The organism is Methylobacterium sp. Leaf108 (assembly GCF_001423265.1).
Classification (GTDB): domain Bacteria; phylum Pseudomonadota; class Alphaproteobacteria; order Rhizobiales; family Beijerinckiaceae; genus Methylobacterium.
In genome coordinates this window covers 26,449-52,950 of record NZ_LMND01000004.1, presented here as the reverse complement: position 1 = coordinate 52,950, position 26,502 = coordinate 26,449, and the positions used below count along the sequence as shown (strand labels likewise).

Annotated in this window: 18 protein-coding genes; 8 read left to right on the top strand and 10 right to left on the bottom strand. The window is 72.9% G+C overall.

Translation table 11 applies throughout. The annotated features are described in order from the left end of the window. Nucleotides 1–192: 192 nt before the first annotated feature. The 3 genes from ASF39_RS05055 to ASF39_RS20240 all read right to left on the bottom strand — a co-directional run bounded on the left by ASF39_RS05055 (nucleotide 193) and on the right by ASF39_RS20240 (nucleotide 2,765). Entirely contained in the window at nucleotides 193–426 is a 234-nt protein-coding gene (locus ASF39_RS05055) for a hypothetical protein (protein ID WP_156387523.1), read from the bottom strand. 268 nt (nucleotides 427–694) lie between these two features. Next, on the bottom strand, nucleotides 695–1,042 hold the full coding sequence (locus ASF39_RS21830; protein ID WP_200938158.1) for a hypothetical protein: 348 nt from the start codon (nucleotides 1,040–1,042) through the stop codon (nucleotides 695–697). Between the two features lie 238 nt (nucleotides 1,043–1,280). Beyond that, on the bottom strand, nucleotides 1,281–2,765 hold the full coding sequence (locus ASF39_RS20240) for an HlyD family efflux transporter periplasmic adaptor subunit (RefSeq protein WP_056281598.1): 1,485 nt from the start codon (nucleotides 2,763–2,765) through the stop codon (nucleotides 1,281–1,283). 319 nt (nucleotides 2,766–3,084) lie between these two features. Here ASF39_RS20240 and ASF39_RS05040 point away from each other — a divergent pair, with 319 nt between their 5' ends. The 4 genes from ASF39_RS05040 (at nucleotide 3,085) to ASF39_RS05025 (ending at nucleotide 10,144) form a co-directional block, all read left to right on the top strand. Next, complete coding sequence (locus ASF39_RS05040) at nucleotides 3,085–4,860, top strand: caspase family protein (RefSeq protein ID WP_082494369.1); 1,776 nt, start codon at nucleotides 3,085–3,087, stop codon at nucleotides 4,858–4,860. Between the two features lie 409 nt (nucleotides 4,861–5,269). After that, a complete protein-coding gene (locus tag ASF39_RS05035; protein ID WP_055880248.1) occupies nucleotides 5,270–5,902 on the top strand; it encodes an OmpA family protein in 633 nt (210 codons plus the stop codon). An 87-nt stretch (nucleotides 5,903–5,989) separates the two neighbouring features. After that, nucleotides 5,990–7,018, top strand: a complete 1,029-nt coding sequence (locus ASF39_RS05030; RefSeq protein ID WP_056281593.1) for a hypothetical protein — start codon at nucleotides 5,990–5,992, stop codon at nucleotides 7,016–7,018. Further along, the gene (locus ASF39_RS05025) at nucleotides 7,019–10,144 is read left to right on the top strand and encodes an efflux RND transporter permease subunit (protein WP_056281590.1); all 3,126 of its coding nucleotides are present in this window, start codon (nucleotides 7,019–7,021) and stop codon (nucleotides 10,142–10,144) included. It abuts the gene before it with no gap. A gap of 123 nt (nucleotides 10,145–10,267) precedes the next feature. On the opposite strand, the gene ASF39_RS05020 is transcribed toward ASF39_RS05025, so the two are convergent. Both ASF39_RS05020 and ASF39_RS05015 read right to left on the bottom strand, forming a co-directional pair. Next, the gene (locus ASF39_RS05020; RefSeq protein ID WP_082494382.1) at nucleotides 10,268–11,206 is read right to left on the bottom strand and encodes an efflux RND transporter periplasmic adaptor subunit; all 939 of its coding nucleotides are present in this window, start codon (nucleotides 11,204–11,206) and stop codon (nucleotides 10,268–10,270) included. A gap of 34 nt (nucleotides 11,207–11,240) precedes the next feature. Further along, nucleotides 11,241–13,007, bottom strand: a complete 1,767-nt coding sequence (locus ASF39_RS05015; protein WP_056281584.1) for an AsmA-like C-terminal region-containing protein — start codon at nucleotides 13,005–13,007, stop codon at nucleotides 11,241–11,243. Between the two features lie 282 nt (nucleotides 13,008–13,289). Between ASF39_RS05015 and ASF39_RS21825 the strand changes: the two genes are divergently transcribed. Continuing rightward, entirely contained in the window at nucleotides 13,290–16,346 is a 3,057-nt protein-coding gene (locus ASF39_RS21825; RefSeq protein ID WP_056281583.1) for a caspase family protein, read from the top strand. Nucleotides 16,347–16,875: 529 nt separating this feature from the next. After that, the gene (locus tag ASF39_RS22520; RefSeq protein ID WP_056281562.1) at nucleotides 16,876–20,205 is read left to right on the top strand and encodes an autotransporter outer membrane beta-barrel domain-containing protein; all 3,330 of its coding nucleotides are present in this window, start codon (nucleotides 16,876–16,878) and stop codon (nucleotides 20,203–20,205) included. Nucleotides 20,206–20,301: 96 nt separating this feature from the next. On the opposite strand, the gene ASF39_RS05000 is transcribed toward ASF39_RS22520, so the two are convergent. Continuing rightward, nucleotides 20,302–21,411, bottom strand: a complete 1,110-nt coding sequence (locus tag ASF39_RS05000; RefSeq protein ID WP_056281559.1) for a DUF3616 domain-containing protein — start codon at nucleotides 21,409–21,411, stop codon at nucleotides 20,302–20,304. 119 nt (nucleotides 21,412–21,530) lie between these two features. Next, nucleotides 21,531–22,643, bottom strand: a complete 1,113-nt coding sequence (gene ribA / locus ASF39_RS04995) for a GTP cyclohydrolase II RibA (protein ID WP_056281556.1) — start codon at nucleotides 22,641–22,643, stop codon at nucleotides 21,531–21,533. 208 nt (nucleotides 22,644–22,851) lie between these two features. On the opposite strand from ribA, the gene ASF39_RS04990 reads away from it, so the two are divergent. Together ASF39_RS04990 and ASF39_RS04985 are read left to right on the top strand one after the other, a co-directional pair. Next, nucleotides 22,852–23,487, top strand: coding sequence for a RibD family protein (locus tag ASF39_RS04990; protein ID WP_244472277.1), 636 nt, complete (start codon nucleotides 22,852–22,854; stop codon nucleotides 23,485–23,487). Then, nucleotides 23,484–24,047, top strand: coding sequence for a cytochrome b (locus tag ASF39_RS04985; RefSeq protein ID WP_056281551.1), 564 nt, complete (start codon nucleotides 23,484–23,486; stop codon nucleotides 24,045–24,047). The genes ASF39_RS04990 and ASF39_RS04985 overlap by 4 nt, the downstream gene beginning before the upstream one ends. 42 nt (nucleotides 24,048–24,089) lie before the next feature. On the opposite strand, the gene ASF39_RS04980 is transcribed toward ASF39_RS04985, so the two are convergent. Genes ASF39_RS04980 through ASF39_RS04970 form a run of 3 tightly spaced genes read right to left on the bottom strand, consistent with a single transcriptional unit; the run spans nucleotide 24,090 to nucleotide 26,495 of the window. Beyond that, nucleotides 24,090–24,983: a hypothetical protein gene (locus tag ASF39_RS04980; RefSeq protein ID WP_056281548.1), complete on the bottom strand. Its 894-nt coding sequence runs from the start codon at nucleotides 24,981–24,983 to the stop codon at nucleotides 24,090–24,092. Nucleotides 24,984–25,041: 58 nt separating this feature from the next. Further along, entirely contained in the window at nucleotides 25,042–26,094 is a 1,053-nt protein-coding gene (locus ASF39_RS04975) for a glycosyltransferase family 4 protein (RefSeq protein ID WP_056281545.1), read from the bottom strand. Continuing rightward, the gene (locus ASF39_RS04970; RefSeq protein WP_056281543.1) at nucleotides 26,091–26,495 is read right to left on the bottom strand and encodes a 6-carboxytetrahydropterin synthase; all 405 of its coding nucleotides are present in this window, start codon (nucleotides 26,493–26,495) and stop codon (nucleotides 26,091–26,093) included. Before ASF39_RS04970 ends, ASF39_RS04975 begins: the two co-directional genes overlap by 4 nt. Nucleotides 26,496–26,502: the final 7 nt, after the last annotated feature.

Genomic DNA, 26,502 nt, shown 5'->3' with positions numbered 1-26,502 from the left:
CACGATGGATCGAGGCGCGGGCCCAGCCTCGGCCATCGCCACGTCATGGTTGGGAGAGGGTCGGCGAGACGCGGCCTTCGGGCATGTTTCCGATTCCTGGAGTCGAACCGGCGGGGCGGCAGCCCGCCCGCGGTCGGACCGGGCCGGTCGACCCGGCGTCGTCTTTCCCGCCTACGGCATGGTCTTTCCCGCCTACGGCATGCGCTGGAACAGGCGCACCGCCTCGACGTCCATGCGGGAGAACGCCCTGAGGGCGACGGGCTGGAACGCATCCCAGCGGGCCGCGGCCACCCGCTGCGGGACCAGGCGGGGCCGGCAGGCGTCGTCCCACAGGCAGGGGTTCTGGCGGGCGATCTCGCAGCCGGTGGTGCACGCCAGGGCCGGTGCCGCCGAGACGGCTCCCAGCAGCACGAGGGACAAGGTCACGGCCGTCGATCTGAAGGACACCATCTGATTGCTTCCTGACTGCGGAACGGACCCGGATGTCGGGTGACACGACGGAGTCGTGGTCCGTCTCGGATTGGAGGGCATCGCCGTTACCGGCGGGTCACCGCCGCACGAAATCAATGCCCGGCTCGCAAAATGGTTCATATCGTCTTGCGAGAGCGCGGGCGGGACGGGCGATCATTCGATTCGCCGTGGCCGGCCCCGGCCGAGACCTTGCATCGACCGAGATGTCCTATCGACAAGGCGGCTATTCGGCGGCGCCCGTCCGGCACCACGCCGTCCAGAGTTCGTAGCCGCTCGCCATCGGGTCCGACGGCGCGCACCAGGCGGAGGCGTCGGTCCCGGTCTCGATCGAGCGGGTGGCGACCCTGGTCTGTTCGAGGCCGTTGAACACCGCCTGGCAGCCGGAGCTCAGGCTGGCCTTCTTCTGCCGCAGGCAGGTGGTGATGCGCTCGACGTTGGGGATGTCGCCGCTGCAGAACTTGAACACGTCCGGGGTACAGGCCGCGCGCTGCAGGGTGGTGCCCTGCGCCAGCCCCGCCGACGTGCCGATGCCGAAGATCAATCCCGCACAGGCCATCACCACTGTCTTCATTCCGACCTCCCGACGTTTCGACACGCCATTCCCGCTCCCGACGGGGTGCGGACAAGATGACCGGACGACCGCGGGTCGGCCTGTTCATGGGAGCGACGTTATCGTGCAAGAGTTGGCGGTCAACCGTGAATCGTCGATCCGGTCTCGCCAGTCGACGGCTCCGTGCGGGGCAGCACGCAGGCGCGGATGTTCTGTCCTCGCGGGGGTTTTTACGCCGGACGCACGGGTGTCGGGCTCTTCAATCGGCCGCTCGTCCGGCCTCGACGCGGATCGGCCGGATCGCCGCGCCCTCGCGCAGGAAGGCGCCGGCGCGGGCGACCACGACGTCGTTCCGCTCGAGGCCGCCGCGCACCTCGACGTCCCCACCCGCCGACAGTCCGATCGTGACGAGGCGCGGCTCGATCCGGCCGTCCTCGACCCGGTAGACGAAGCGGCCCTCCTCGCCGATCATCACGGCCGAGGCCGGTATTGCCGTGCCGCAGCGTTCCTCCACCGTCACCACCGCGCGCGCGAAGGTGCCCTGGCGCGGCTCGCCGGCCTCCGCCATCTGGATGCGCACGCGCCCCGACTGCGAGGCGCCCTCGGCCGAGGCCGACACGGTCCGGACCCGGCCGCGGCTCTCGGGCAGGCCGAGCGGCGTGACGGTGGCGGGCTGGCCCGCCGCGATCCGGCCGAGGTCGGACAACGGCACCTCCGCGGCGAGTTCGAATTCGCCCTGCGCCACGATCTGGAACGGCGCCGGGCCGGCGGCGGTGACGGGCGCCCCCGGCGTCGCCGAAACCCGCCCGACCACCCCCGAGGCCGGCGCCCTCAAGGTCACCGGCGGCTGCTCCGGCCCGTGCAGGCGCCCGAGGGTGGCCAGCACCTGGCCGGCGGCGACCCTGGCCAGGGGCTCCACCGCCACGGTGAGGACGCGCAGGCCCTCGCCCTCGGGCCGGACCTCGATCTCGCGGCGCGGCACCACCACGCCCCCGAGCCGGACCTCGTCCTTGAAGCAGAGGTGTCGCGCCGCGATGACGCTCACGGGCAGCGCTTCGGTGACGACGGGATCGCCCGGCGGATCGGCGGGATCGTCCCGCCACGGCAGGGGACCGGCCCGGAGGGCGAGCGCCAGGGCCGCCGGCACGGCCAGCGCCGGGACCAGGAGCCAGCGGCGGGCCGGCGCGCTCCGCCGCAAGCGGTCGCGCACCGACCCCGCGGCGGCGGCCTCCTGCGGCCACACCACCCGGTAGGCATGGACGGGGCGCGGGATGTTCTTGAGGCGCTGCGGGCCGATATCGCGGAACTGCACCGGCACCTTGTTGCTCACCGTCTCGTGCACGGAGGCGGACAGGCAGATGCCGCCGGGCTCGGCGATGCCCTCGAGGCGCGCGGCGACGTTGACGCCGTCGCCGAGGAGGTCGCCCTCCACCGCCACCACGTCGCCGATGGTCAGCCCCATGCGGAAGGCCAGCCGCCGCTCGGGGGGAAGCGCGTCGTTGCGGCGGCCGAGCTCCCGCTGGATCGCGATGGCGGCGCGCAGGGCCTCCACGGCGCTGGGGAACTCGGCGAGGATGGCGTCGCCCGCGGTGTTGAAGACCCGGCCGCCGAATTCGGACACCTGCCCCCGGTAGAGGGCGGTGTGGTCGGCCAGGCGCCGGAGGGTGTCCTCCTCGTCCTGCGCGATCAGCCGGGAATACCCCGCGACGTCGGCGGCCAGGATCGCCGCGATGGTGCGCTTCATCCCTCCGGCCCCGCGCCCCGCAGCCCCGCACCTTGCATGCTCCCGGCCTTTCGCTGCGCAACGGGTCCGAGGCCGAGACCGGGATGGCCCATGCGTCTGGCGCCACGCACGCTTTCGGGCGGCCCGTGTCAAGGCCCCGGCTCAAGTGAAGAGCGAGGTTTGCGCAGGTTTGGGGCCGGTCCGGCGCCCGGTTTTGCCGCCGGGGATTCGCGAGGATTGCTCAGTTCGCCGGGACGGCGTGTGGACGGACTGCGACGCTATTGCGAAATCCCCGTTTCGATGCGTATCAGGACGGGCAGGCTTTTGAGCAGAGCACCGCATGTTTGGACGTCTACTCGTTGCGGCGACACGCGTTCTGGCGACCGGACTGATCGTGGTGCCGGGATTGGTGCCGGGATTCTTGGCATCGGTGGCGCTGACCTCGACTCCGGCCACGGCCGGCGGCGTGTCCCGCCAGCGCCAGGCCCTGCTCGTCGCCAACGCCGTCTATCCGGACAGCGACGCGGCCCTCGCGACGCCGCCGGGCGACCTGCGCCTCCTCGCCGAGGAGCTCAAGCGCAAGGGGTTCGCCGTCGAGACCGGCGAGAACCTCGACAAGGCCGCCCTCCAGGCCGCCATCGACCGGTTCGTGCGCAAGGTCGAGACCGGCGCGGTGGCCCTGGTCTACTTCGCCGGCTACGGCATCCAGGCCGGGCGCAGGAACTACCTCGTTCCCGTGGACGCGCGGATCTGGAGCGAGCCCGACGTGCAGCGCGACGGCATCGCCCTCGACACGGTCCTGGCCGACCTCGACAGGCGCGGGGCCGGCGCCCGGATCCTGATCCTCGACGCCGCCCGCCGCAACCCGTTCGAGCGGCGCTTCCGCAGCTTCTCGGCCGGGCTGGCCGAGCCGAAGCCGGGCCCGCGCACCCTCGAACTGCAGTCGGCGGCCCCCGGCAGCGTCCTCGTGGAGACGCGCGCGGCCACGAGCCCGTTCGCCACCGAACTGGTGCGCCAGATCGCCGTGCCGGAGGCGAGCGCCGAACAGGCGCTGGCGGCCACGGCCGAGGCGGTGGCCCGCGCGAGCCGCAACCAGCAGAAGCCCGCCCTGATCGCGGGAACGACCGAGCCGTTCGGGTTCGATCCGGCCTGGGTGAGGCCGGCCGCCCCCATGGCCAAGGTCGAGGACAGGCCCGCACCGGCGGCCCGTCCTCCCGAGGTGCAACCCAAGGAGGGAGCCGCCAAAGAGGGGTCGTCCAAGGAACCCCCGGCGAAGGACAAGGCCGCCAAGCCGACCGCGACCCTGCAGGACAAGGACATCGACGCCATGGTGGCGGCGGAGGAGGAGACCGCGCGCGAGTTCAATGCCGCCATGGCCAAGGGCACCAAGGGCGCGCTGGAAGGTTTCCTCAAGCGCCATCCCTCGGGGCCCCTCGCCAAGACCGCACGGGCGGAACTGGCCAGGGTCGAGGGCACCGCCCGCCCGCCGCGCGAGGCCGATAAGCCGGTCGCCGTCGCGCCGCCCGCGCCACCTGCTCCTGCGCCCGCGGCCGAGCCCGCACCGTCGGTGCCATCACCGCCGGTACCCTGGCGCTCGCCCCCCAAGACCTATTCGATGGCCGAACTGCAGCGGAAGGCCTCCCTCGACGCGCGCATCACCCGCAACCCGCGCGATGCCACCGCCTTCTACGAGCGCGGCCAGTTCCACGCCCAGCGCGACGACTATCCCGCGGCCATCGCGGATTTCGATCAGGCCATCCGCCTGGAGCCCTCCAGTCCCGAGGCCCTCAACAACCGCTGCTGGGTGCGGGCCATCAACAACGACCTGCGCAAGGCCCTGTCCGACTGCAACGACGCCCTCAAGCTCAAGCCCGGCTTCGTCGACGCCCTCGACAGCCGCGGCTTCGTCAACCTCAAGGCCGATGCCCTCCAGGCGGCGATCCAGGACTACGACGCGGCCCTGCGGCTGGCGCCGACCCACAGTTCGTCCCTCTACGGACGCGGCATCGCCCGCTCCCGCCTCGGCCAGTCTGCCCAGGCCAACGACGACCTGACCCGGGCGCTGGCGCTCAACCCGATGATCGACAAGGACTTCGCGCAATACGGGCTGCGCTGAACGTCCCTCGCGAAACGCCCGCTGCGCCGTCGCGGCCGGCCCCGGCCGTCGCCGGTCGACCGCGATGGCCGTGCGGCCCAGCATGGTGTCCTCACGAAATCTGCTTTGGCGATCGCGAAACCTGATTCGCGCGGTCGGATCGTCCGGCGACCCGAATCACCAAGGCCCGATCCGCAGCAGATCGGCCGGCCGCCGGGGGCGGGAATGATGAGGACCGGCGATGCGCCGGCGCACATGACTCGCGATGACATGGCCTACGAGGCGTCTCCTCTGTGCAAGCCTGCACATTTCCCTCGCCGAGGGCGCGGAAGGTCTGAGAAAACCGGGCGAATGCTGTTGATCGCTGCCTGGGGGCGTGGGAAGAACACGGTGTTGCACGTCCATCGACAGCGCGACTTCGGAGGCTGAGATGACCACTTTCTCGAAACTCTCCCATGGTGTGATCGGGTTGATGGCCGTCGCCTTCCTGGCCTCGGTGGCGCCCGTCCAGGCGCAGCAGGTCACGGAGGACGAGATCCTCAAGGCCCTGTCGCCGCCCAAGACCCGCAGCCTGTCCATCGGCGCCCCGACCCGGGTCGCGCCGAGCGGCGACGAGGTCTTCGTCGATACCCTGCGCAACAAGAGCAGCCGCGACCTGAGCGCGAGCGCGCGGGAGAAGCTCAAGACCGTGGCCGCCGACAAGCCGGCCATCGACCTCGTGATGGAGTTCGACTTCCGGTCCGACGCGCTGCGCGGCGAGGCCCTCCGGAACGCCGACGCCCTCGGCAAGGCACTCTCGAAGCCGGAACTCGCCAACCAGACCTTCGTGATCGCCGGCCACACCGACGCCAAGGGCTCTGACGCGGCCAACCAGACGCTCTCCGAGCGCCGGGCCGAGGCGGTCAAGCGCTACCTCGTGGCGACCTACAAGCTGCCGGCCGAGAACCTGATCGCGGTCGGCTACGGCAAGACCAAGCTCAAGAACCAGGCCGCGCCCTTCGCCATGGAGAACCGGCGCGTCCAGGCCGTGAACCTGCTCCAGGTGAAGACCGCGGCCCGCTAGGACACCCGCGTCCCGACCCCGCGGGCAGGCGCCCGTGGGGTCGGCGGGCGCCCTCACCCCAGTCGTCGCACAAGGCCGGACCCGACCGTGCAATCCTCCAGCGTCGCGTGTCGTCCCGGGCGGGGCGGGAGTGTCCCGGGCCCTGGCGGAGGGGTCGCGCGAATCGCGCTCGGGCTCTGCCTGTTCGCCCTGGCGACGTCGGCCGCCCGGGCCGAGAGCACGCCCGAGGGCACCACCGTCATCGGCATCCGTGCCGGCCAGGCCTGCATTCAGGAGCAGATCCGGATCACCGGGTTCGCGCTGGCCCGCGAGGAGAGCGGCACCAGCCTCGCGCTGGACGGCTACCGCATCACCCAGGTCCTCGTCGCCGAGGGCGACAGGGTGACGAGCGGTCAGGAGGTTCTGCGCGCCTCCCTCCTCGGCGCGGAGGAGGGCGGTGCGTCGCAGGGACGCCCGGCCGGCGTCAGCGCCCGCGCGCCCATCGCCGGCACCGTCACCCGCGTCACCGCCCGCGTCGGCATGGCCACGAGCGCGGCGATGCCCACCGGCCCCGGCGGCGTGCCCGAGCCGCAGGTGCGCATCACCGGCGAGGGCGGCATCGACCTGCTCGTGGACGTGCCGAGCCCCTACGCCACCAAGATCCGCACCGGCACGGCGGCCCGCATCGTCTACGGCCCCGGCCTGGAGGCCAAGGGCACCGTCCGCGTGCCGGTGAGCGAGGTCGACCCCGCCTCGCAGCTCGGCCGCGCCCGCCTCACGATCGAGCCGGCCTCGGCCCTGCGCCCGGGCCAGTTCGCCAGCGCCGTCCTCGAGACCGCGCGCGACTGCGGCCTGTCGGTGCCGCGCTCGGCGGTGGTCTACCAGAACGGCGTCACCAGCGTGCAGATCCTCAACGGCACCAAGGTCGAGCGCCGCCGGGTCCGCACCGGCCTGTCCGACGAGACCACCATCCAGATCCGCGACGGCCTCGCCGAGGGGGAGCTCGTGGTGGTCGATGCCGGCACCGCCGTGCGGCCGGGCGACCGCGTCACGCCGGTCGTGAGCCGGGACGACGGCAAGAACGCGGGCAGTCACACCGGCAAGAACGACGGCAAGAACGACGGTAGGAACCGCTGAATGTCGCTCAACGTCTCCTCGCTGGCGATCAAGCGGCCGCTGCCGTCCATCGTGTTCTCGATCATCCTGCTGGCGCTGGGCTGGGCGAGTTTCGTCCGGCTGCCGATCACGCGCCTGCCGAGCGCCGACATCCCGCTGATCTCGGTGGTGGTGACGCAGTTCGGCGCGGCCCCCGCCGAGATCGAGACGCAGGTCACCAAGGTCGTCGAGAACGGCGTCTCCGGCGTCGAGGGCGTGCGCCACATCGCCTCCTCGATCACCGACGGCCTCTCGGTCACCACCATCGCCTTCCGGCTCGAGACCAACACCGACCGGGCCCTCAACGACGTCAAGGACGCGATCACCCGCATCCGCTCCGACCTGCCCCAGAGCGTGCAGGAGCCGCTGATCCAGCGGGTCGACGTGGTCGGCCTGCCGATCGTCACCTATGCGGCGCGTGCGCCGGGCAAGAGCCCGGAGCAGATCTCCTGGTTCATGGAGAACACCGTCAAGTCCTCGCTGCAGGACGTGAAGGGGGTGGCGCAGGTCGAGATCATCGGCGGCGTCTCGCGCGAGGTGCTGGTCTCCCTCGATCCCGACCGGCTCCAGGCCTTCGGCCTCTCGGCGGTGGACGTGAGCCGGCGCCTGCGCGGCACCAACGTCACCGTCACCGGCGGCCGGGCCGAGATCGGTGGCCGCGACCAGGCGATCCGCACGCTGGCGGCGGCCAAGACCATCGACGAACTGGCCGGCGTGATGATCGCCCTGCCCACCGGCGGCGAGGTCCGGCTCATCGATCTCGGCATCGTCACCGACACCATCGCCGACCGGCGCACCTTCGCCCGCCTCAACGGCGAGCCGGTGGTGGCGGTGGGCATCAAGCGGGCCAAGGGCGCCAGCGACGTGGTGGTGGCGAAAGCCGTGCAGACCCGCGTCGACACCCTGCGGGCCGAGAACCCGGAGTTCGACCTCACGCTCATCGATTCCTCGGTGGAGTTCACCCTCGGCAACTACGACGCGGCGATCCACACCCTGTTCGAAGGGGCGATCCTGGCCGTCATCATCGTGTTCCTGTTCCTGCGGGACCTGCGCGCCACGGTGATCGTCGCGGTCTCGCTGCCGCTGTCGATCTTCCCCGCCTTCTGGGCGATGGACATGCTCGGGTTCTCGCTCAACCTCGTGAGCTTCCTCGCCATCACCCTCTCCACGGGCATCCTCGTCGACGATTCCATCGTCGAGATCGAGAACATCGTGCGCCACATGCGCATGGGCAAACCCGCCCTGCAGGCGGCTTCCGAGGCCGCCGACGAGATCGGGCTCGCGGTCATCGCCATCAGCCTCACCATCATCGCGATCTTCGCGCCGGCGAGCTTCATGTCCGGCATCGCCGGGCAGTTCTTCAAGCAGTTCGGCATCACGGTGGCGGTGCAGGTGCTGTTCTCGCTGCTGGCGGCGCGATTCGTGACGCCGATGCTGGCGGCCTACCTCATGAAGCCGCACACCAAGCCCGAGAAGCCGCCGGGCCCGATCCTGCGCGCCTACACCCGCCTCGTCACCCTCTCGGTGCGCTGGTCGCTGGTGACGGTGCTGATCGGCTTTTGCTTCTTTGCCGCCTCCATCGCCAGCCTCGGCCTGCTCTCCCAGGGCTTCCTGCCGGCGCAGGACACCTCGCGCTCGGTGATGGCGCTCGAACTGCCGCCGGGCTCGCAGCTCACCGACACGGAGGCGACCACCGAGGAGATCGTCACCGCCATCCGCGCCCTGCCGCAGGTGCGCAGCGTGTTCGTGGACGGCGGCCGCGTGCCCAGGGAGCCCACCGAGTTCCGGCGCGCCTCGCTCATCGTCAACTACACGCCCAAGGCCGACCGCTCGATCACCCAGCGCGAGCTGGAGCAGGAGATCGGCAAGCGCCTGCGCCAGGTGCCCGACATCCGCTACTACTTCGTGGACGAGAACGGCCTGCGCGCCATCGCGCTGGTGGTGCGCGGGTTCGATCCGCGCATCGTCGCCAACGTCGCCAACGAGCTCGCCGGCCAGATGCGCCGCATCCCCGGCGTCGCCAACGTGATCTCGGGCACCACCCTCGACCGGCCCGAGCTGCAGATCAGGCCCCGCCTCGATCTGGCCGCCCGCCTCGGGGTGACCCCCGAGCTCCTGGCCGAGACCATCCGCGTGGCCACCATCGGCGACGTCGGGCCGGCGCTGGCCAAGTTCGACGCCGGCGACCGGCTCATCCCGATCCGGGTCCAGCTCGACGACCGCGCCCGGCTCAACCGCAACGTCCTCGAACAGCTGCGGGTGCCGATGGGGCGGGGCGGCAGCATCCCCCTCTCGGCGGTGGCCGACCTCGACTTCCAGCAGGGGCCCACCAACATCAGCCGCTACGACCGCCAGCGCCAGGCCAGCGTCGAGGCCGACCTCCTCGGCTCGGCGGCGCTGGGCGACACCCTCAAGAGCATCGACGCGCTGCCGGTGATGAAGTCCCTGCCCAAGGGGGTGACCATCAGCCAGTCGGGCGACGCCGAGAGCCTCAACGAGCTCTCGGAAGGGTTCGCCCAGGCGATCAGCGGTGGCCTGATGATGGTCTACGCGGTGCTGGTGCTGCTGTTCGGGTCGTTCCTGCAGCCGCTGACCATCCTGTTCTCGCTGCCCCTGTCGCTGGGCGGGGCCGTCATCGCCCTGATGATCAGCGGCAAGCAGCTCACGACCCCGGTGTGGATCGGCATCCTGATGCTGATGGGCATCGTGACGAAGAACGCGATCATGCTCATCGACTTCGCCGTGGAATCGATCCGCCACGGCATGCCGCGGGACGAGGCGATCATCGATGCCGGCCGCAAGCGGGCGCGGCCGATCGTCATGACCACCATCGCCATGGTCGCCGGCATGCTGCCCTCGGCCCTGGCCTTCGGCATCGGCGGCGAGTTCCGCTCGCCCATGGCCATCGCCATCATCGGCGGCCTGATCTTCTCGACGCTGCTGTCGCTGATCTTCGTGCCGGCGATGTTCGTCGTGGTCGCCCGGGTCGGCGACCTCTTCACCCGCCTCGGCCGGAGGATCGCGGGGCTGGTCGACCGGCCGCACAAGACCGCCGCCGGGACCGAGGCGCATGCCCCGGCGCCCGGCGGGCCGGGGGCGGGCGCCTGATGCCAGACCCCCAATGAGCCCGACCCAGCGAGGTCTGCCCGCGCGACTGCGCGGCGGCGGGCGTCCGCCGAACCGCGATGAGTTCGACCGATAGGTCGGTCTCATCGCGATTGGGTATGAGGCTCAGCGCGGCCCGGAACCGCCGGCCGGCTCGCGCCGCAGGATCGGGTTGACCCTGTCGCCGTCGCGCAGGAAGGCGCCGGCCCGCACCACCACCGTGTCCGATTCGGTGAGCCCCGTCAGGATCTCGACGTCGGTGCCCGACAGCAGGCCGGTGGTCACCTGGCGGGTCACCACCCGGTCGTCCTCGACGGTGTGGACGATGGTGCCGTCGGCTTCGTACTGGATCGCGGAATAGGGCACGCCGATGCCGCAGCGCTCGGCCAGCACGATCACCCCGCGGGCGAAGGTGCCGACCCGCAGGGCGGCGTCGGTGGCGGCCAGGGCGATGCGGGCCCGCCCGAGCTGGCTCGCCGGATCGATGCCGCGGTCGACCCGGCGGACCCGGCCGGCGACGTCGGCAAGGCCCAGGGGCGCGATCGTCACCGCCTGCCCGGCCGCGAGCTTGGGCAGGTCGGCCAGGGCCACGTCCGCCTGCAGGTCGACCTCGCCGCCGGCCATGATGCGGAACAGGGGCTCCTGGCGCGGCGACACCGGCGATCCGACGCGGGCCTCGCTGCGCAGGACGGTGCCGGCGACCCCCGAGCGCACCGTCGTCCCGGTGCCGGGCACCCCTTCCATCGGGCCGAGGTTGGCCAGGGACTGGCCGGCGGCGACCTTCTCGAGGGGCTCGACCAGCACCTGCGTCACCTTCAGGCCCTCGCGCTCGGGGCCGACGTCGACCTCCTGGCGCGCCACCAGCACGCCGGTGACCTCGACCCGGTCGGAAAAGCAGACGCCGCGGGCGGCGCGCACGCTCACCGACAGGCCCGAGGGCGACCGCGCCTCCTGAGCGCTCGATTCCTGAGCGCTCGTTTCCTGGGCCAAGCCGAGGGGGAGGCCGAGCAGGAGGCCCGCGACGGCGGCGAGGCGGGTGCGACCCGGGGACCGGGGATGAGGCATCGTCATGATCCTGGAGATCTCGATCGTGAAGGTTTCAGCGTCGCCGCGGGACGGGGGCGTCCGGGCGCGACCTTGGGAGGATGGCGTCGAGGAAGCCGCCGAGTTCGCCGCCGGTGGCGCCTTGGCCGCCGCCGGTGGCACTTGGGCCGCCGGTGGCACTTGGGCCGCCCAACAGCCCGGTCCCGAGGTCCTGCAACGCCTCCATCGCGCCGGCCGGATCGTCGAGCAGCCCCGCCATGTCGGCGGAGACCGCGGGGTCCCGCCAGGGCCCCGTCACCCGCACCGGGACGGAGAGCCCGCGGCCGGGCCGGCGCCCGCGCTGGGGCGTGACCCTGGGCTGGAAGGTGAGGTCCAGGGTCTGGCCCACGAGATCGAGGCTGCCGCTGCCGCCGGCTTCGATCAGCGGCGAGCGCAGGGACAGCCCCTCGGTGACGCCGGTTCCCTGCGCGATGCGCAGGCGCCCGCCGAGATAGCTGAAGCGGGTGGCCGCGCTCCCCCGCTCCTGCCCGAGGGAGGCGAGGACGGCGAGGAGCTCCGAGCCCTCCAGGGTGCCGTCGGTGACGCTCATGTCCGCCGAGCCGGTGGCCGCGCGCGGGACGTCCTCGGGGCGGGCGGCCACGGCCTCGATGTCGAGGCTCGCCGTGAGGCGCCCGTCGATGGCGGCGATCCCGAGGAGGTCGCCGAGCAGGGGGCGGACCTGCCCCTGCGTCAGGGTGAGGCCCAGGCGGTGACGGCCCGCGGTTCCGGCCGGTGCCAGGGCGTAGCGGACCTTCAGCGTCCCCTCGTAGGCCCGGGCCGCCGCGAGCCCGGCCTCGAGGACGCCCGCGCCCACCTTGGCGGTGACGGCGACGCCCTCGATCCGGGCCGGCCCGAGGACGAGGCGCCCGAGCGCGATGCGGCCCTCGCCCTCCACGGCCGCGAACCAGCGCGGATCGGGCAGGATGCCGACCGGGACGGGCACGGTGAGGCCGGCGGGCGCCCGGGTGGAGGATCCTTCCGGCGCCAGGGCGAGGGCGTCGAGGCGCAGGTCCGCCGCGATCCGCGGTTTGGCGGAGGCGCCCGCCGGCAGGTCGCAGAGCAGGGCGCCCGAGAGAGCCGCACCGTCGAGGGTGCCCGTGAGGCGGTCGAGGGCGACCCGGCGGCCCTCGAGACGCAGGCTGCCCGCGATCGTGCCACGGCGGCCGGAGGGGCCGCCCGGTTCGAGGGTGAGGCGCAGCGGCCGGCCCGATCCGGCGGGGGGATCGAGGGCCAGTGCCAGGCGATGGCCGCCGGCGTCGAGATCGAGCCGGTAGGTTGCCCCCGCCGGCGCCGGGCCCGAATCGAGATCGAGGGTGAGGTCGGCGGCCGGTATCGCCACCGACAGGCTGCGCCCGTCCGCGGACAGGTCGAAGGCCTCGATCCTGGCGCTGCCGGCGAGGGCCGAGAGCCCCGGCTGCCCCTCGCCGCCCGCCCGGGGCGTGGCCGGCTCCCCGTCGAGGGGCAGCCGCAGGCGGGCTTCCTCGACCCGCACCCGCAGCGCCCCGGCCCCGCCCATGACGAGGGCGAACGGCCCGGAGAGATGCACCTTGCGGACGTCGAGCCCGAGGCCGGCGCCCGCCCGCCCGGCGCCGACGTCGGACAGCACGAGGCTCGGGCCCGCTCCGAGCGCGACGGACCCGATCCGCCAGTCCAGCCCCGTCTCGCGGGCCAGCCGGTCCCGGACATGCCCCGCCAGGACGCCCGTCAGGAGCGGCCACGCCGCGGCCGCGGCCACGGCCACGGCGAGGCCGGAGGCGGCGATCCAGGCGGGGCGGATCGTCATCGGACTACGACCACGGGTCTTCGACCATGCGTCTTCCCCAACCTCGTCGATGCGGAGCGCATGCGAATCACGCGACAGATTCCACCACCGCCGCGCTTTCGCCAAGCCGATCTTATGATGTGTTGGGCGGCGCCGTTGCAACGATGACTCCGGTTTGGCGGCCGATCCTCCGTGGCAATTCAATGTTCGGGTGAATCGGCGCCGGCGCGGGCCGCGGAAATCTCTTGGCGGTGCGCCCGGTCACTTGATCGGCGTGCGACCCGGCGTGTACTGATGAGGCCCATGAAGAAGGTGCTGCCAGCGCTGTTCGTCCTCCTGCTCACGATGTGGGCATCGGCGGCGGTTGCGCAGACCCAGACCGGCAAGCGCGTCGCCCTGATCATCGGCAATGCCGCCTACGCCAGCTTCGGCAAGCTCGACAACCCGAGCAACGACGCCGAAGACATCGCCGCCGTCCTCCGGCAGATCGGCTTCACGGTCATCGAGGGTCGCGACCTCAGCAAGCGCGACATGGACCGGCGGCTGGCGCAGTTCTCCCGCGCGGCGAGCGACGCCGAGACGGCGGTGGTCTACTACGCCGGCCACGGCCTGCAGTACCAGAACCAGAACTTCCTGGTGCCGACGGACGCGCAGCTGAAGGACGGGTTCGACATCCCGTTCGAGACGATCTCCGTCGACAGCGTCATCGGCGCCCTCGACAACTCCCGCGGCGCGCGGATCATGATCCTCGACGCCTGCCGCAACCTGCCGCTCACCGAGGGCGTCAAGCGCGGCAGCGGCACCGGGCTCGCCCGGGTGGTGGGCCGCGACGGCCTGATCATCGCCTACGCCACGCAGTCCAACCAGGTCGCCTTCGACGGCCAGGGCCGCAACAGCCCCTACGCCGAGGCGCTGGCCAAGTCCCTGGCCGAATCCGGCCTCGAGGTCGGGCAGGTGTTCCAGCGGGTGGCGGTGGCGGTGAAGAAGGCGACGCAGGGCAAGCAGCTGCCCGAGTTCTCGCGCTCCTACGCCGACGAGGTGTTCCTCAACCGGGCCGAGACCGACTCCCAGGCCTGGAGCCGCCTGCGCAACAGCAACGTGGTGGCCGACCTCTCCGCCTTCATCGAGAAGTTCCCGGCGAGCTTCCTCGCCGATGCGGCGCGCATCCGCATCCAGCTCCTGGAGAACCAGGCCCGCTACGCCGAGCAGGAGGCCGAGAACCGCCGCCAGGAGGAGCGCCGCGCCCAGGAGCGGCAGCTCTGGGCTCGCCGCGAGGAGGAACAGAACCACCGCGAGCAGGCCCGCCTCAGCATGGAGAAGTCGCGCCGCGAGGAGGAGCAGAATCAGGCCGAGCTCGCCCGCCTGATGGCCCAGCGGCAGGACGAGGAGGCCCGCCGCGAGGCGATCCGGCGCGAGGAGCGCGCCCGGCAGGAGCAGGCCCGCCTGGACGCCGAGAAGGCCGCCCGCCTCGCCGCCGCCGAGATCCTGCGCCGGGAAGAGGCCGCGCGCCTCGCCCGCCAGGAACAGGCCAAAGCGGAGGCGGAGAAAGCGGCGCGTCTGGCCGCCGCCGAGCAGAAGCGCCGGGACGAAGCCGCGCGCGTCGAACAGGCCAGGATCGAGGCCGAGAAGGCCGCCCAATTCGCCGTCGCCGAGCAGGCGCGCCGCGACGAGGCTGCCCGCGTGGAGCTGGCGCGGCAGGAACAGGCCCGGATCGACCAGGCCCGCGCGGATGCCGAGAAGGCCGCCCGCCTGGCTGCCCTGGAGCAGAAGCGCCGCGACGAGGCCGCGCGCATCGAACAGGTCAAGATCGAACAGGCCCGTGTCGAGGCCGAGAAGGCCGCCCGCCTCGCCGCCCTCGAGCAGGCGCGTCGCGACGAGATCGCCCGGCAGGAGCAGGCCAAGGCCGAGAAGGCCGCACAGGTCGCGGCCGCACAGGTCGCGGCCGCACAGGTCGCCGCTGCACAGGTCGCGGCCGCCGAGCGCCAGCGCCGCGAGGACGCGGCCCGCCTGGATCAGGCGAAGGCCGAAGCCGCGCGCGTGGCCGCCGCCGAACAGCAGCGCCGCGACGAGGCCGCCCGGCAGGAACAGGCGAGAGCCGAGCAGGCCAGAATCGAGCAATCCAAGGCCGAACAGGCCAGAATCGAACAGGCCAGGGCGGACGCCGAGAGGGCCACCCGGCTGGCGGCGATCGAACAGACGCGCCGCGAGGAGGCCGCACGGGTCGCCGCCGCCGAGCAGTCGCGCCGGGAAGAGACCGCCCGCGCCGATCAACTGCGCATCGCCTCCGAGGCGGCGGCTCAGGTCGCCGCGGTTCGGCAAGAACAGGTCCGGCAAGAGCAGGTCCGGCAAGAGCAGGCTCGTCTGGCGGCGGACGCCGAGGCGGTCCGCATGGCGGCCGTGGTGGATTCCAGGATCGCGGCGGTCGAGCCGGTCGCCGCCGCCGGGGGCTTTGCCCTGTCCATGGACGCGGCCAAGGCCGTGGTCGCCCCCTCCGACCGGGCGCCCGCCGACCGGGCGCCCGCCTCCCAGGCCGACACCGCCAAGTTGCCCCACACCGCCTATGCCAGCCTCGACCTCAAGGAGATCGGCGACGTCAAGGCGACGGTTCCGGGCAACCCGGGCGAGGTCCAGCGCGCGGTCCAGCGCCGCCTGACCGAACTCGGCTGCTACACCGAGCCGCCGGAGGCCTCGTGGGGCCGGCACTCGATGGCGGCCCTCGACCGGTTCTACGCCGCCGCCAAGCGCGCCGATCGGGCCAAGACGGATCAGGCCAAGACGGATCAGGCCAAGACGGATCAGGCCAAGGCCGAGCTGACCGGCAACGGCCCCAACCGCTCCATCCGCATCGCCTCGACCCTGCCCGACCAGCTCACCCTGGACGATCTCAACAGCTACAGCGGCCGGATCTGCCCGATGATCTGCCCCACCGGCAGCGAGCAGCAGGGCGAGGTCTGCGTGAAGGTGACCTGCCCGAACGGCACCGTGCTCAGCGACAGCGTCTGCCTGCCGCGCAAGGCGGCCCCGGTGGCGGTCGACCCGGCCCCGCGCATCCGCAAGGCGGCGCGCCCGGCGGAGATCGAAGAGGATGTCCGGCCGGCTCGCAAGGTCGTCGCGCCGCCGGTGGAGCGGGAGGTCCGCCGCCCCGCTCCGCGCGAGGTCGTGCGCCCGGCTCCGCGCGAGGCCGCCCGTCCGGCTCCCAGGCCCACCTACAAGATCGTGGCGCCGGTGCGCGCCGCCCCGAAGGTGCCGGCCCTGTCCACCTACACCCGCTCGGCCCCGGTGCGCGCCACCGCCTCCTCGGCCCCGAGCGTCACGCCCGCCGAGATCGGCGCGGTCCGCGCCATGAGCCGGATGCCCTGATACGGCCAGCGCTCGATGACCGCGGTGGCCGGATCGGCACGCCCGCGCAGCGCCTGAGCGAAGCCCATTTCCGCATCACGAAGTGATCACCCGGAAATGGTACGAGTGATCCATCGGAAATGGCACGACGCACCGGAGACGGTCGGCCGGCGTTCGCGCCGGAATTGCCCGCGTCCCCGAATCGCCGATTGCGAATCATGCCGCGGCCCTCAGGGTCTCGGCACCGCACGGCTGGCGTCGGCGTGGTGTTCGCCGGTCTTCGCACGCAACCCTCCGCCGAAACGACTGCGTTGGAATTTCCGGGGCCGGCTCAAGTTCTGTCTTCGCCCGGCGGGACAGCGTTTGTGGCACCATGGCAACATACCTTCGAAATTCAAGGTGGTTTAGAATCGTTAAGGCGTTTCGTCACCCAAATCCGGATACCTGGCTGTACAGTCTTGGCGAGGTCAAAGGGCACCAGACAATGCATTCTCACGCCATTACCGCACCGGGCGGACGCGCCGACCGATCGGCCTCGCGTCGGAGCGCCTTGCGGGCCAGCCTTCTCGCAGGCGTATCCCTGGCGGTCCTGCCCTTGGCGATGGCGCTGGTGACGGCATCCGAGGCCACCGCGCAGGGCATCGCGCCGGGCTTCGACCAGACCCAGGTCCCGCGCGGGGACGACAATTCCAGCGGTCCGGTGACGCTGCCCTTCACGGCCAACTTCTTCGGCGGCAACTACACGCAGATCTACGTCAACAACAACGGCAACGTGACCTTCGGCCGGCCGCTCAGCGATTACACGCCCACCGGACTCGACGCCGATTATCGCGGCGCCCCCATCATCGCGCCGTTCTTCGCCGACATCGACACCACCAATGCCGCCAGCGGCGTCACCGCCTACGGCACCGGCACCTATGCCGGCCGCACCGCCTTCGGTGCGACCTGGCCGGCCGTGGGCTATTTCGCGTCGAAGGCCGACAAGCTCAACACCTTCCAGGTGGTGCTGACGGAGCGCTCCGACACGGGCGCCGGCAATTTCGACATCACTTACAACTACCGCAGCATCCAGTTCGAGACCGGCGACGCCTCGGGCGGCACCAACGGCCTGGGCGGCACCTCCGCGGCCGTGGGCTATTCGGCCGGCACCGGCGTCGACGGCACCTACTACCAGCTGCCGGGCGCGCTGGTGCCGGGCTACTACCTCGACGGCAGCCCCTTCGCCCTCGCCACCGCGTCGAACGGCGGCGCCCCGGGCCAGTTCCTGTTCCCCGTCCGCAACGGCGGCGTCCTGTTCGCCCGGCTCTGCTCGGCCGGCGACAACGCCTCGACCACGACGCTGGCCAACTGCGGTCCGCGCGGGGTCTACGGCGGCGGCATCTTCTACACGCCGACCGGGGCGCTCACCCTCAACGTCCTGCAGAACACCACCATCACCGCCGCGGCCGGGCAGGACGCGCTGCTGGTGATGGCGGCGACGGCCGGCGGTTCGCAGGGCGGCAACGTCGCCGTCACCGTCGATTCGAGCGCCCGCATCGTATCGGCGGCGGGCGCCGGTATCCGGGTCGAGACCCAGGGCGGCGCCGGCTCGGCCACCGTCGCCAACGCGGGCACCATCGAGGCCGGCACCGCCGCCATCGTGGCGCGGGCCGGGACCGGCTCGGTCGAGGTCGCCAACGCCGGCACCCTCACGGCGCCCATCGGCATCGCCGCCGGCTCCACCCGCGGCAACGCGGTGGCGACGAACGACGGGGTGATCCAGGGTGCGACGGTGGGCATCGCCGCCGGTTCCCGCGCGGGCGTCGGGGTGGCCAACTCCGGGCAGGTGACCTTCGGCAAGCTCGGTCTCGCCGCCGGCGGGCTGTTCGGCCCCGTCACGATCACGAACCGCGGCACCCTCACCCAGGACGCGACCCTGCCGACGCAGGTCAGCACGGCGCAGCTGGCGACGCTGCCGAGCGACTTCGCGCGCTTCGTGCCCGCAGGCACGGCCGGCATCTACGCCCGCACCGTCGGCGGTGCCGTCACGGTCGTGAACGCGGGCACCGTCACCGCGTCGGTCGGCATCGACGCGGCCGTCCTCGACGCCACCGCCCAGGGGCTGGTCCCCCCGGCGGTCGGTGCCCTGACCGTCTACAACTCCGGCCTCGTCGACGCCGCCCTGGCGATCGACACCACGGCCAGCCGCGGCGCGACGCAGGTCGTCAACGCCGGCACGATCGCCGGCCGCGTCGCCCTCTCGGCCGGGTCGAGCTTCGGCAACGACACCTCGGGGATCTTCAACCCGCTCGGCACCAGCACCTTCGGCGGCGGCAGCCTCACCAACGCCGGCATCGTCAACCTCGGTCCGGACGTGACCCTGGCCGGCCTGTCGAGCTTCACCAACGCCTCGGGCGTGGTACGGGCGAGCGGCGCCTCCGCCGTTTCGGCGGCGACCTTCACCAACGCGGGCACGATCGACCTGCAGAACGGCCGGGCCGGCGACAGCCTCACCATCAACGGCAACTACGTCGGCCAGAACGGCCGGGTGAACCTCGACGTCTCGACCCAGACCAGTTCCTCGGACCGCCTGGTGATCACCGGAAGCGCCGGCGGCACCACCGGCCTCAACCTCCTCAACCTCACGCCGGGGCAGGCCTTCACCACCTCGCCGGTGCTCGTGCAGGTCAACGGGGCGGTGAGCCCCGGCGCCTTCGGCATCGCCAACGTCCAGAGCTTCGGCGCCCTCGACGTGGCGCTGCTCACCGGCGCCCTCGGCACGGAAGGCGGCAGCACCGTCTCCCTCGTCACGGTGCCCAGCGCGGTGGGCCAATCCGGCACCACGGCGGTCCTGGCCGCCCAGAGCATCGCCTTCCAGGGCGGCACCGCCATCCTCGACCGCGTCACCCAGATCCGCGGCGACGCCCAGCGCGCCGCCGCCGGCTCGGCCCCGGCCCCGGCCCTGCCGCAGATGACGCAATACGCGCCGCTCGGCCAATACGCGGCCCTGGTGAGCAAGGACCCGATCGCCCCCAGGATCGTGGCGCCGGCCCCGCCCAGCAACGTCAAGCCCGCCGTCTGGGCGCGCGCCTTCGGCGACATGGAGCGCCGCACCGGCTTCAGCACCCTCACCTTCGGGGGCGCCAACTTCGGGCGCGACCTCGGCTACAGCCAGGCCACCGGCGGCCTGCTGGCGGGCGCCGACGTGGTCATCAGCGGCGTCACCGCGCCGGACGACGGCCTGATCCTCGGCGTCATGGGCGGCTACACCACCGCCAACGTCCGCCTCAACCAGCAGGCGGGCCGCCAGGATTACGACGGCGGCACGGTGGGCGCCTACGCCACCTACCTGAAGGGCGGCTTCTTCGCCGACACGCTGTTCAAGACCGACCTGCTCGGCCTCGACATCACCGCGCCGGGCGTGCGCCAGTCGACCGGCCTGCAGAACTACAACGTGCTGGGCAACATCGGCTACCGGTTCGACCTGCCCAACGCCCTCTACATCGAGCCGACGGCGGGCCTCGAATACGTGTCGACGGTGTTCGACCGCACGCCGGTGCTCGCCGCCAACGCGGTGCCGCTGCAGGACGGCGACGCCTTCCGCGGCCGCATCGGCGCCCGGCTCGGAACCGAGTTCGTGCAGGACAACATCCGGGTCGAGCCGAGCATCACCGGCCTCGTCTACAACGTCTTCACCGAGTCCGGCACCACCGCCACCTTCGGCGGCGGCACCCGCCTCACGGGCCTCACCAACGTCAACAAGGCGCGGGGCGAGATCCAGGCCTCGATCAATTTCCTCAACCTCACCACCGGCCTGTCCGGCTTCCTGAGGGCCGACTACCGCATCGGCGAGGACCTGCTCGGCGGCGGCGGCCGGGCCGGCATCCGCTACCAATGGTAGGCCATGGCTGATCCCTCCCGGGGGATCGCGCGACCGGGGCGGCCGGATCGGTATCGGTCCTGCCGCCCTTCGTCCTCTCCCCGCCGGGCGGGATCGTCAGGGGGCGTCGACCTCGACGACGCGCGGGCCCCCCTCGTCGGGGCCGTCGAACAGGACCAGGAGCCGCAGCCGGCCGTCGGCCTCGCCGAGGGGCAGGAGCGCCTCCGGCTTCACCTTGGGGCCGAGGGAGGGAACGGCGCCGAGGCTCTTGGTACGTCCCGCCCCGTCCCACCACGTGACCGCGTAATCCCCGTCGGCGACGCTGCCGTCGGCCGGGTCCTGCACCGGGCCGGCGAGGACGAGGAAGGCGTCGCCGAAGGTGACGAGGTCGCGCACCCCGCGTGCGCCACCGAGGTCGACGGTCGTCACCTCGGCCTTGCCGATTTCGCCCTCGAACAGGACGCCGAGGGGCACGGACAGGATCGCCGCCCTGCCGCCGACGAGGGGGCCACGGAACCCGGCATAGAGCCGGCCGCCCTTCACCGCCGCGCCTTCGATGTTGAGGCCGTCCTTCTTGAGGGGCTGGTCGAACAGGAGCGCCCGCTCCGCGGCCAGGAGGCCGGGCAGGGCGGTGGAGGCCGTGACCGCCACCGGTCCCGTCAACCGTCCCCTGGCGTCGACCGCGGCCGGGTCGATCCGCAGGCGGAACAGCTTTCGCGATGCCGCCGCCCTGGCGTTGCTGCTCGGGTCGTCGGAGCCGCCGTCGGTGTGCCGCGGCCGGCCGTGCGAGCCGACGACGTAGAACAGGCCGTCGGCGTAGGCGACGGCCTCCGCATCGAGGTCGAGGGCCCTGTCGCCATGGGTCTCGTCGGTCAGGCGGATAAAGTCGCCGGCCAGGAGCCGGCCGTCCTCGAGGATGACGATCTGCACGCCCTGGGCCTGATCGTCGGCGATCAGGCAGGTGCGCGGAAAGCCGACCGTGGTGGCGCAGGCGAGGCCGCTCACGTCGGTGGACTTCTTGACGTCGTCCTTGTCGACCCGGCCCGGCTTGGCCCTGTCCTTCTTCGGCTCCCCGAACAGCTTGCCCTCGACCGCCCAGGTCGCGCTGCCGGCCGCGGCCGGCAGCACCCAGGTCGCGCCGCCGGCCGTGGCCGGCAGCACCCGGGCGGGCAGGGCGATGCAGGCGATCGCCGCCAGGGCGAGGGTCGCATCACGTCGCAGGATCATCGCCGGTCTCCGTCATCGCCTCTCGCGAAGGCCCGGGCCGGGCCTCGACGCGCGCGGCGGGCCCCGACCCTATGGCCGTCTGCGCGAGGGCTGGAAAGCGGCACCGGCGGGCCAGGCCCTCACGTCACCGTGGCCTCCAGGCGCTCGGCGATGTCGCGGCCGAGCGCGTGGCCGGTGCGGTCGCGCTTGACCGTGAGGTAGGTGAGGTTCTGCGCGGTGACGCGGCCGAGGCTGCGCTGCGAGCCGACCACGTCGAGCCCGGCCGCGGCCAGGGCCGCGATCTTGGCGGGGTTGTTGCTCACCACCTGCACCCGGTTCACCCCGAGGCCGCGCAGCATCGCGGCGGCGAAATCGTAGCGGCGCTGGTCGACCCCGTAGCCGAGCGCCTCGTCGGCCTCGTAGGTGTCGAAGCCGCAGGCCTGGAGGTCGTAGGCGCGGATCTTGTTGGCGAGTCCGTTCCCGCGGCCCTCCTGGTCGAGATAGAGGAGGATGCCGCCGCCGGTCTCGGACATGCGGTGGATAGTGCCGCGCAGCTGGTCGCCGCAATCGCACTTGAGCGAGCCGAACAGGTCTCCGGTGAGGCAGGCCGAATGCAGCCGCACCGCCACCGGCGCGGACAGGTCGGGCCGCCCGACCACGATCGCCACCTGGTCGCGCAGGCCGTCGCCGCCGCGAAACACCACGAACTCGCTGTCGAGGGCGCCCTCCAGGGGCACCGGAGCGCGGCTGACGATGCGCACGCCGACACCGCGGTAGGCGGCGATCGCCGCCTCGTCGAGGGTGAGGAGATGGGCCGGCACGGCCGCCGCATCCGCGAGCGGCACCACCACCACGGCGGGCAGCATCAGGGCGGCGCGGGCGAGGTCGAGGGCGCTCTCGTCGAAGGGGGTGGCCGAGGCCACGGGGGCGTCGATGCGGGCATCCACCCGCAACGCCAGCCGGGCGATCCGCTCGGGCTCGACGGCGGTGAGGTGGACGATGCCGGCACCGGCACGCTCGGGCAGCCCGAGCCGGCGCAGGCGCGGGGCCGGCAGCACCAGGTGCACCGGCGCATCCAGCCCGGAGAGGAAGGCGGCCAGGGCCGCGTCCACCGTTTCGGCGCAGGCGACGAGGGCGGGCCTCGCCCCGAGGACGGCGACCGGACGGCCGGCGCGCAATTCCGCGATCGCGCGCTCGACGGCCACCTGTTCGGAAGCGTCCCTGCGATCTACATCCTGGCACGTCGTGGGCATCGATGACCTCTGGTTCCACGGCCCGACGACGAACGACGACGGGACACGAGTGATGGCGAGCGTGACGAGTCCGGACGGTGTTTGCGATCCGTCCCGTCCGCCCTCGGCTGCGCCTGATGTATTGCGCGCCGACGCCGATGACATGGGTGCGGCGTCATGGACCCTCTTCGCGCCGTTCGCGGCGGGAACATCGCAGCGTCCTTTCGTCTTGGCGCAACTCGGCCAATCGCTGGACGGGCGCATCGCGACGCCCTCGGGCGATTCGAAGTACATCAACCTGTGCCCGGCCCTCGACCATCTCCACCGGGTCCGCGCCCGGGTCGACGCGGTGGTGGTGGGCATCGGCACCGTCCTCGCCGACGATCCGCTCCTCACCGTGCGCCGCGTCGCGGGGGCGAGCCCGGCCCGGGTGGTGATCGACCCCTCCGGCCGGATGCCCTCCACGGCCCGCTGCCTGGCGGAGGACGGCGCGCGCCGGGTCGTCGTCTGCCGGCCGGGTGCGGCGGTGCCACCAGGGGTCGAGGCCGTGCGGATGGAGGCAGAGGCGGCGTTCTGTCCACTGGCCATCGTCGCCCGCCTCGGGAGACTCGGGTTCGCGCGAATCCTCGTCGAGGGCGGTGCGCGCACCGTCTCGGCCTTCATCGACGCGGGCGCGATCGACCGGCTCCACCTGATGGTGGCGCCGATGCTGATGGGGTCGGGCCGCAACGGCCTCGACCTTCGGCCCATCGTCGCCCTGAACGAGGCGATGCGGCCGGCGACCACGAGCTATCGCCTGGGCGGGGGCGAGGTTCTGTTCGACTGCGACCTGCGCCGCCGCGCCGAAGGAGGACCCGCCCCATGACGGCACCCACGACCCGACCCGAGACGACCCGACCCGCGACCTATTCCACGAGCCAGAAGGCGCTGCACTGGGGCATCGCGCTGCTCATCCTCGTCCAGGTGCCGCTCGCGCTGGCGATGACCAACGTCGGCGAGGGGGCGCTGCAGAACCAGCTCTACGAGTGGCACAAGTCCTTCGGCCTCGTGGCCCTGGCCCTGGTGGCGGCCCGCGTCCTGGTTCGCCTGTCGCGGGGCGCACCCGGCGCCGAGGCGGGGCTGCCGACCTGGCAGAGGCGGGCGGCGGGCGTGTCGCACGCCGCCCTCTACGGGCTGATCGTGCTGGTGCCGCTGCTCGGCTGGGCCGGCACCTCGGCCTGCTGCGCCCCCGTGAACCTGTTCTGGTCGGTGCCGCTGACCCTGCCGATCTCAGGGGGCATGCCGGTGGGCGAGCGCATCCTCGGCGTCCACACCGTGGCGGCCTTCGCCCTCGTGGCCCTGGTCGCCCTCCACACGGCGGCCGCCCTGCATCACCACCTCGTGCGCCGCGACGGCACCCTGCGCCGCATGCTGGCGAGCCGGTAGGGACCGGCGCGGCGGCCCGACCCAGCCGGACGAGCCACCGCCCTACCGGGGCGGGATCGCCAACAGATCGGCGTGGCCGATGCGCGCCGTGGTCTCCGGGCGGCCGCGGGCGGCGGTCCAGTCGGCGAGGGCGTCCGCACCGACGCGGCCGGTCTGGGCCACCGCCGCGGCCTTGCCGTCCTTGAGCATGCGGACCAGGGCGCCGTGGCCGGGGCCGAGGTCCCAGGGGCTCGGCGCGGTGGCGACGCCGTAGCCGTGGCGGCCGAACTCCTGCGCCAGCGCCGCCGTGGCGCCCGGCCCCAGGGCCGCCCCGAAACCCTTGTCGATCCCCTGGTGTGCCAGGAAGGCGGCATGGACGGCGGCGTCGGCTGCGTGCGGCGGCGCCCAGGTCTCGGTGCCGTCGTAGCTGAGGGCGGTGTAGAAGACCGCCCCGGTCTGCGCGACGGCCTCGACGAACCCGGCGACCCACTCCGCCGAGACGAGGTCGAACAGGGCCGCGGCCGTGACGAGATCCGGGGCGGGATCGAGGGCTGCGCCAAGATCGGATCCAAGACCTGATCCGAGACCGGATCCAAGATTTGACCCGAGCCCGGCGGCGAGGTCGAGGGCCGCGAAGGTCACCCGCAGGCGGGCGGCACCCTTCTCCAGGACGAGGGTCTCGCCGTCGGTCGCGGCCCGGTCGGCCCAGGCGAGGAGGGCGGTGCGGGCGGCCGCCAGCAGGGCCGGGTCGTGGTCGACGAGCCGCCACGACTGGCGTGGTCCCAGGCGAGGACTGAGCCCGCGCAGGTTCGAGCCGGTGCCGCAGCCCAGATCGACGATTCCGATCTCCCGGTCGGCTGGCAGCGCCCGCCCCAGGTCGGCCACGAGGCCGGCGTCGCGGGCGGCGTGGTCGGCGGGCTCGCGCAGGGCGAGCCATTCGCTGCTGAAGCCGGTCATGCGGGATCTCCCGGGGGTCGCACGATGGGTCCGGAAAACCGGATGTCGGTGTTGCGCATCAGGCTCGGGCCTCCCTCAGGGTCGCGGCGACGATGGCCGCCGTGTCGGGCCAGCGGGTCAGGTCCTCGCCGGCGGCCCAGGCGGCCTCCGCCGCCGCCCGGCGCCGGGCGGGATCGGCGATCATCGCCCGGAGGGCGTCGGCGAGGGCGGCGACGTCGCCCGGCGCCACCTTCAGCCCGGCGGCATCGGGCACGGTCTCGGCGGCGGCCCCGCCGGTGGACGCCACCACCGGCAGGCCGCGGGCGAGGGCCTCGGCCAGCGCCATTCCGAAGCCCTCGAACAGGGAGGGCGAGACCACGAGGTCGGCCTGCGCGTAGAGCGCGTCGAGGCGGGCCGCCGAGACCGTGCCGGCCAGCGTGATCCGCGCCTCGAGCCCGGCGGCGGCGATGGCCCGGCGGACGTCGGCAACATGCCCGGGCGCCCGGTCGCAGGCCCCGGCGATGGTGAGGTGCCAGTCGAGGCCGGCCAGGCCCGCAAGGGCGGCGACCAGATGGTCGAAGCCTTTGCGCGGGGTCACCGCGCCGATGGCGAGGAGCTGCACGGTTCGCGTCCCGCCGCCGGGCGCGCGGGGCGCCGGGTCGGTGCCGGGCTCGGCCACCGCGATGCGCGCGGCCGGCACCCCGAAATCGGAGACCAGCAGGGCGCGGGTGAAGCGGCTCGTCACCACCACGCGGGCGGCCAGCGCCAGGGCGGCGCGCTCGACAGCGACGAGGCGGGCGGCCGCCTCGGCGCTCAGCCCCGCCTCGAGGCCGAGGGGATGGTGGACGAGGGCCACGACCGGGCGCGTCCCCGCCAGGGCGAGGACGGCCGGCGGCAGGGCGCCGTAGGCGAGACCGTCGACGAGCAGCACGCTGCCGCGCGGCGTCGCCGCCAGGACCTGGGCGGTGAGGGCGAGGTCGGCCTCGCTCGGGTGCGGGAACGACCCCGGCAGCGAGACGGCCATGACCTCCACCCCCTGCGCCGGCAGATGGGCGAGGAGCCGCCGGGCATAGGCGTAGCCGCCGGTGGGGGTGGCCAGATCCCCGGGGACGAGGAAGGAGACCGCGGTCACGGCGCCACCGGGCCCTCGAACCAGGCCCGGGCGATGTGGGATTCGTGCAGGGTCACGCGCAGGCGCTCGACGCCCTCGCCGCCGGGGCCGAGGTCGCCGGCCCGCGCCGCCGCCGCCATCGCCCCGTGGATGTGCCCGCACAGGAACTCGGTGGTGGTGTTGATGCCGGCGAACTGCGGCAGCGTATCGAGGTTCGTGTAGTTGATCGGCGCCAGGATGCGCTTGAGCGCCTCGCCGGCCCGGCCGATGTCCACCACCACCCCGTCCTCGGTGAGGCTGGTGCGGTAGAAGGCGACGTCCACGACGAAGGTGGCGCCGTGGAGCGCCTGGGCCGGCCCGAACAGGTCGCCGCGAAAGCTGTGGGCGATCATGACGTGCTCGCGGACTTCGATGGCGTACATGCAGGGT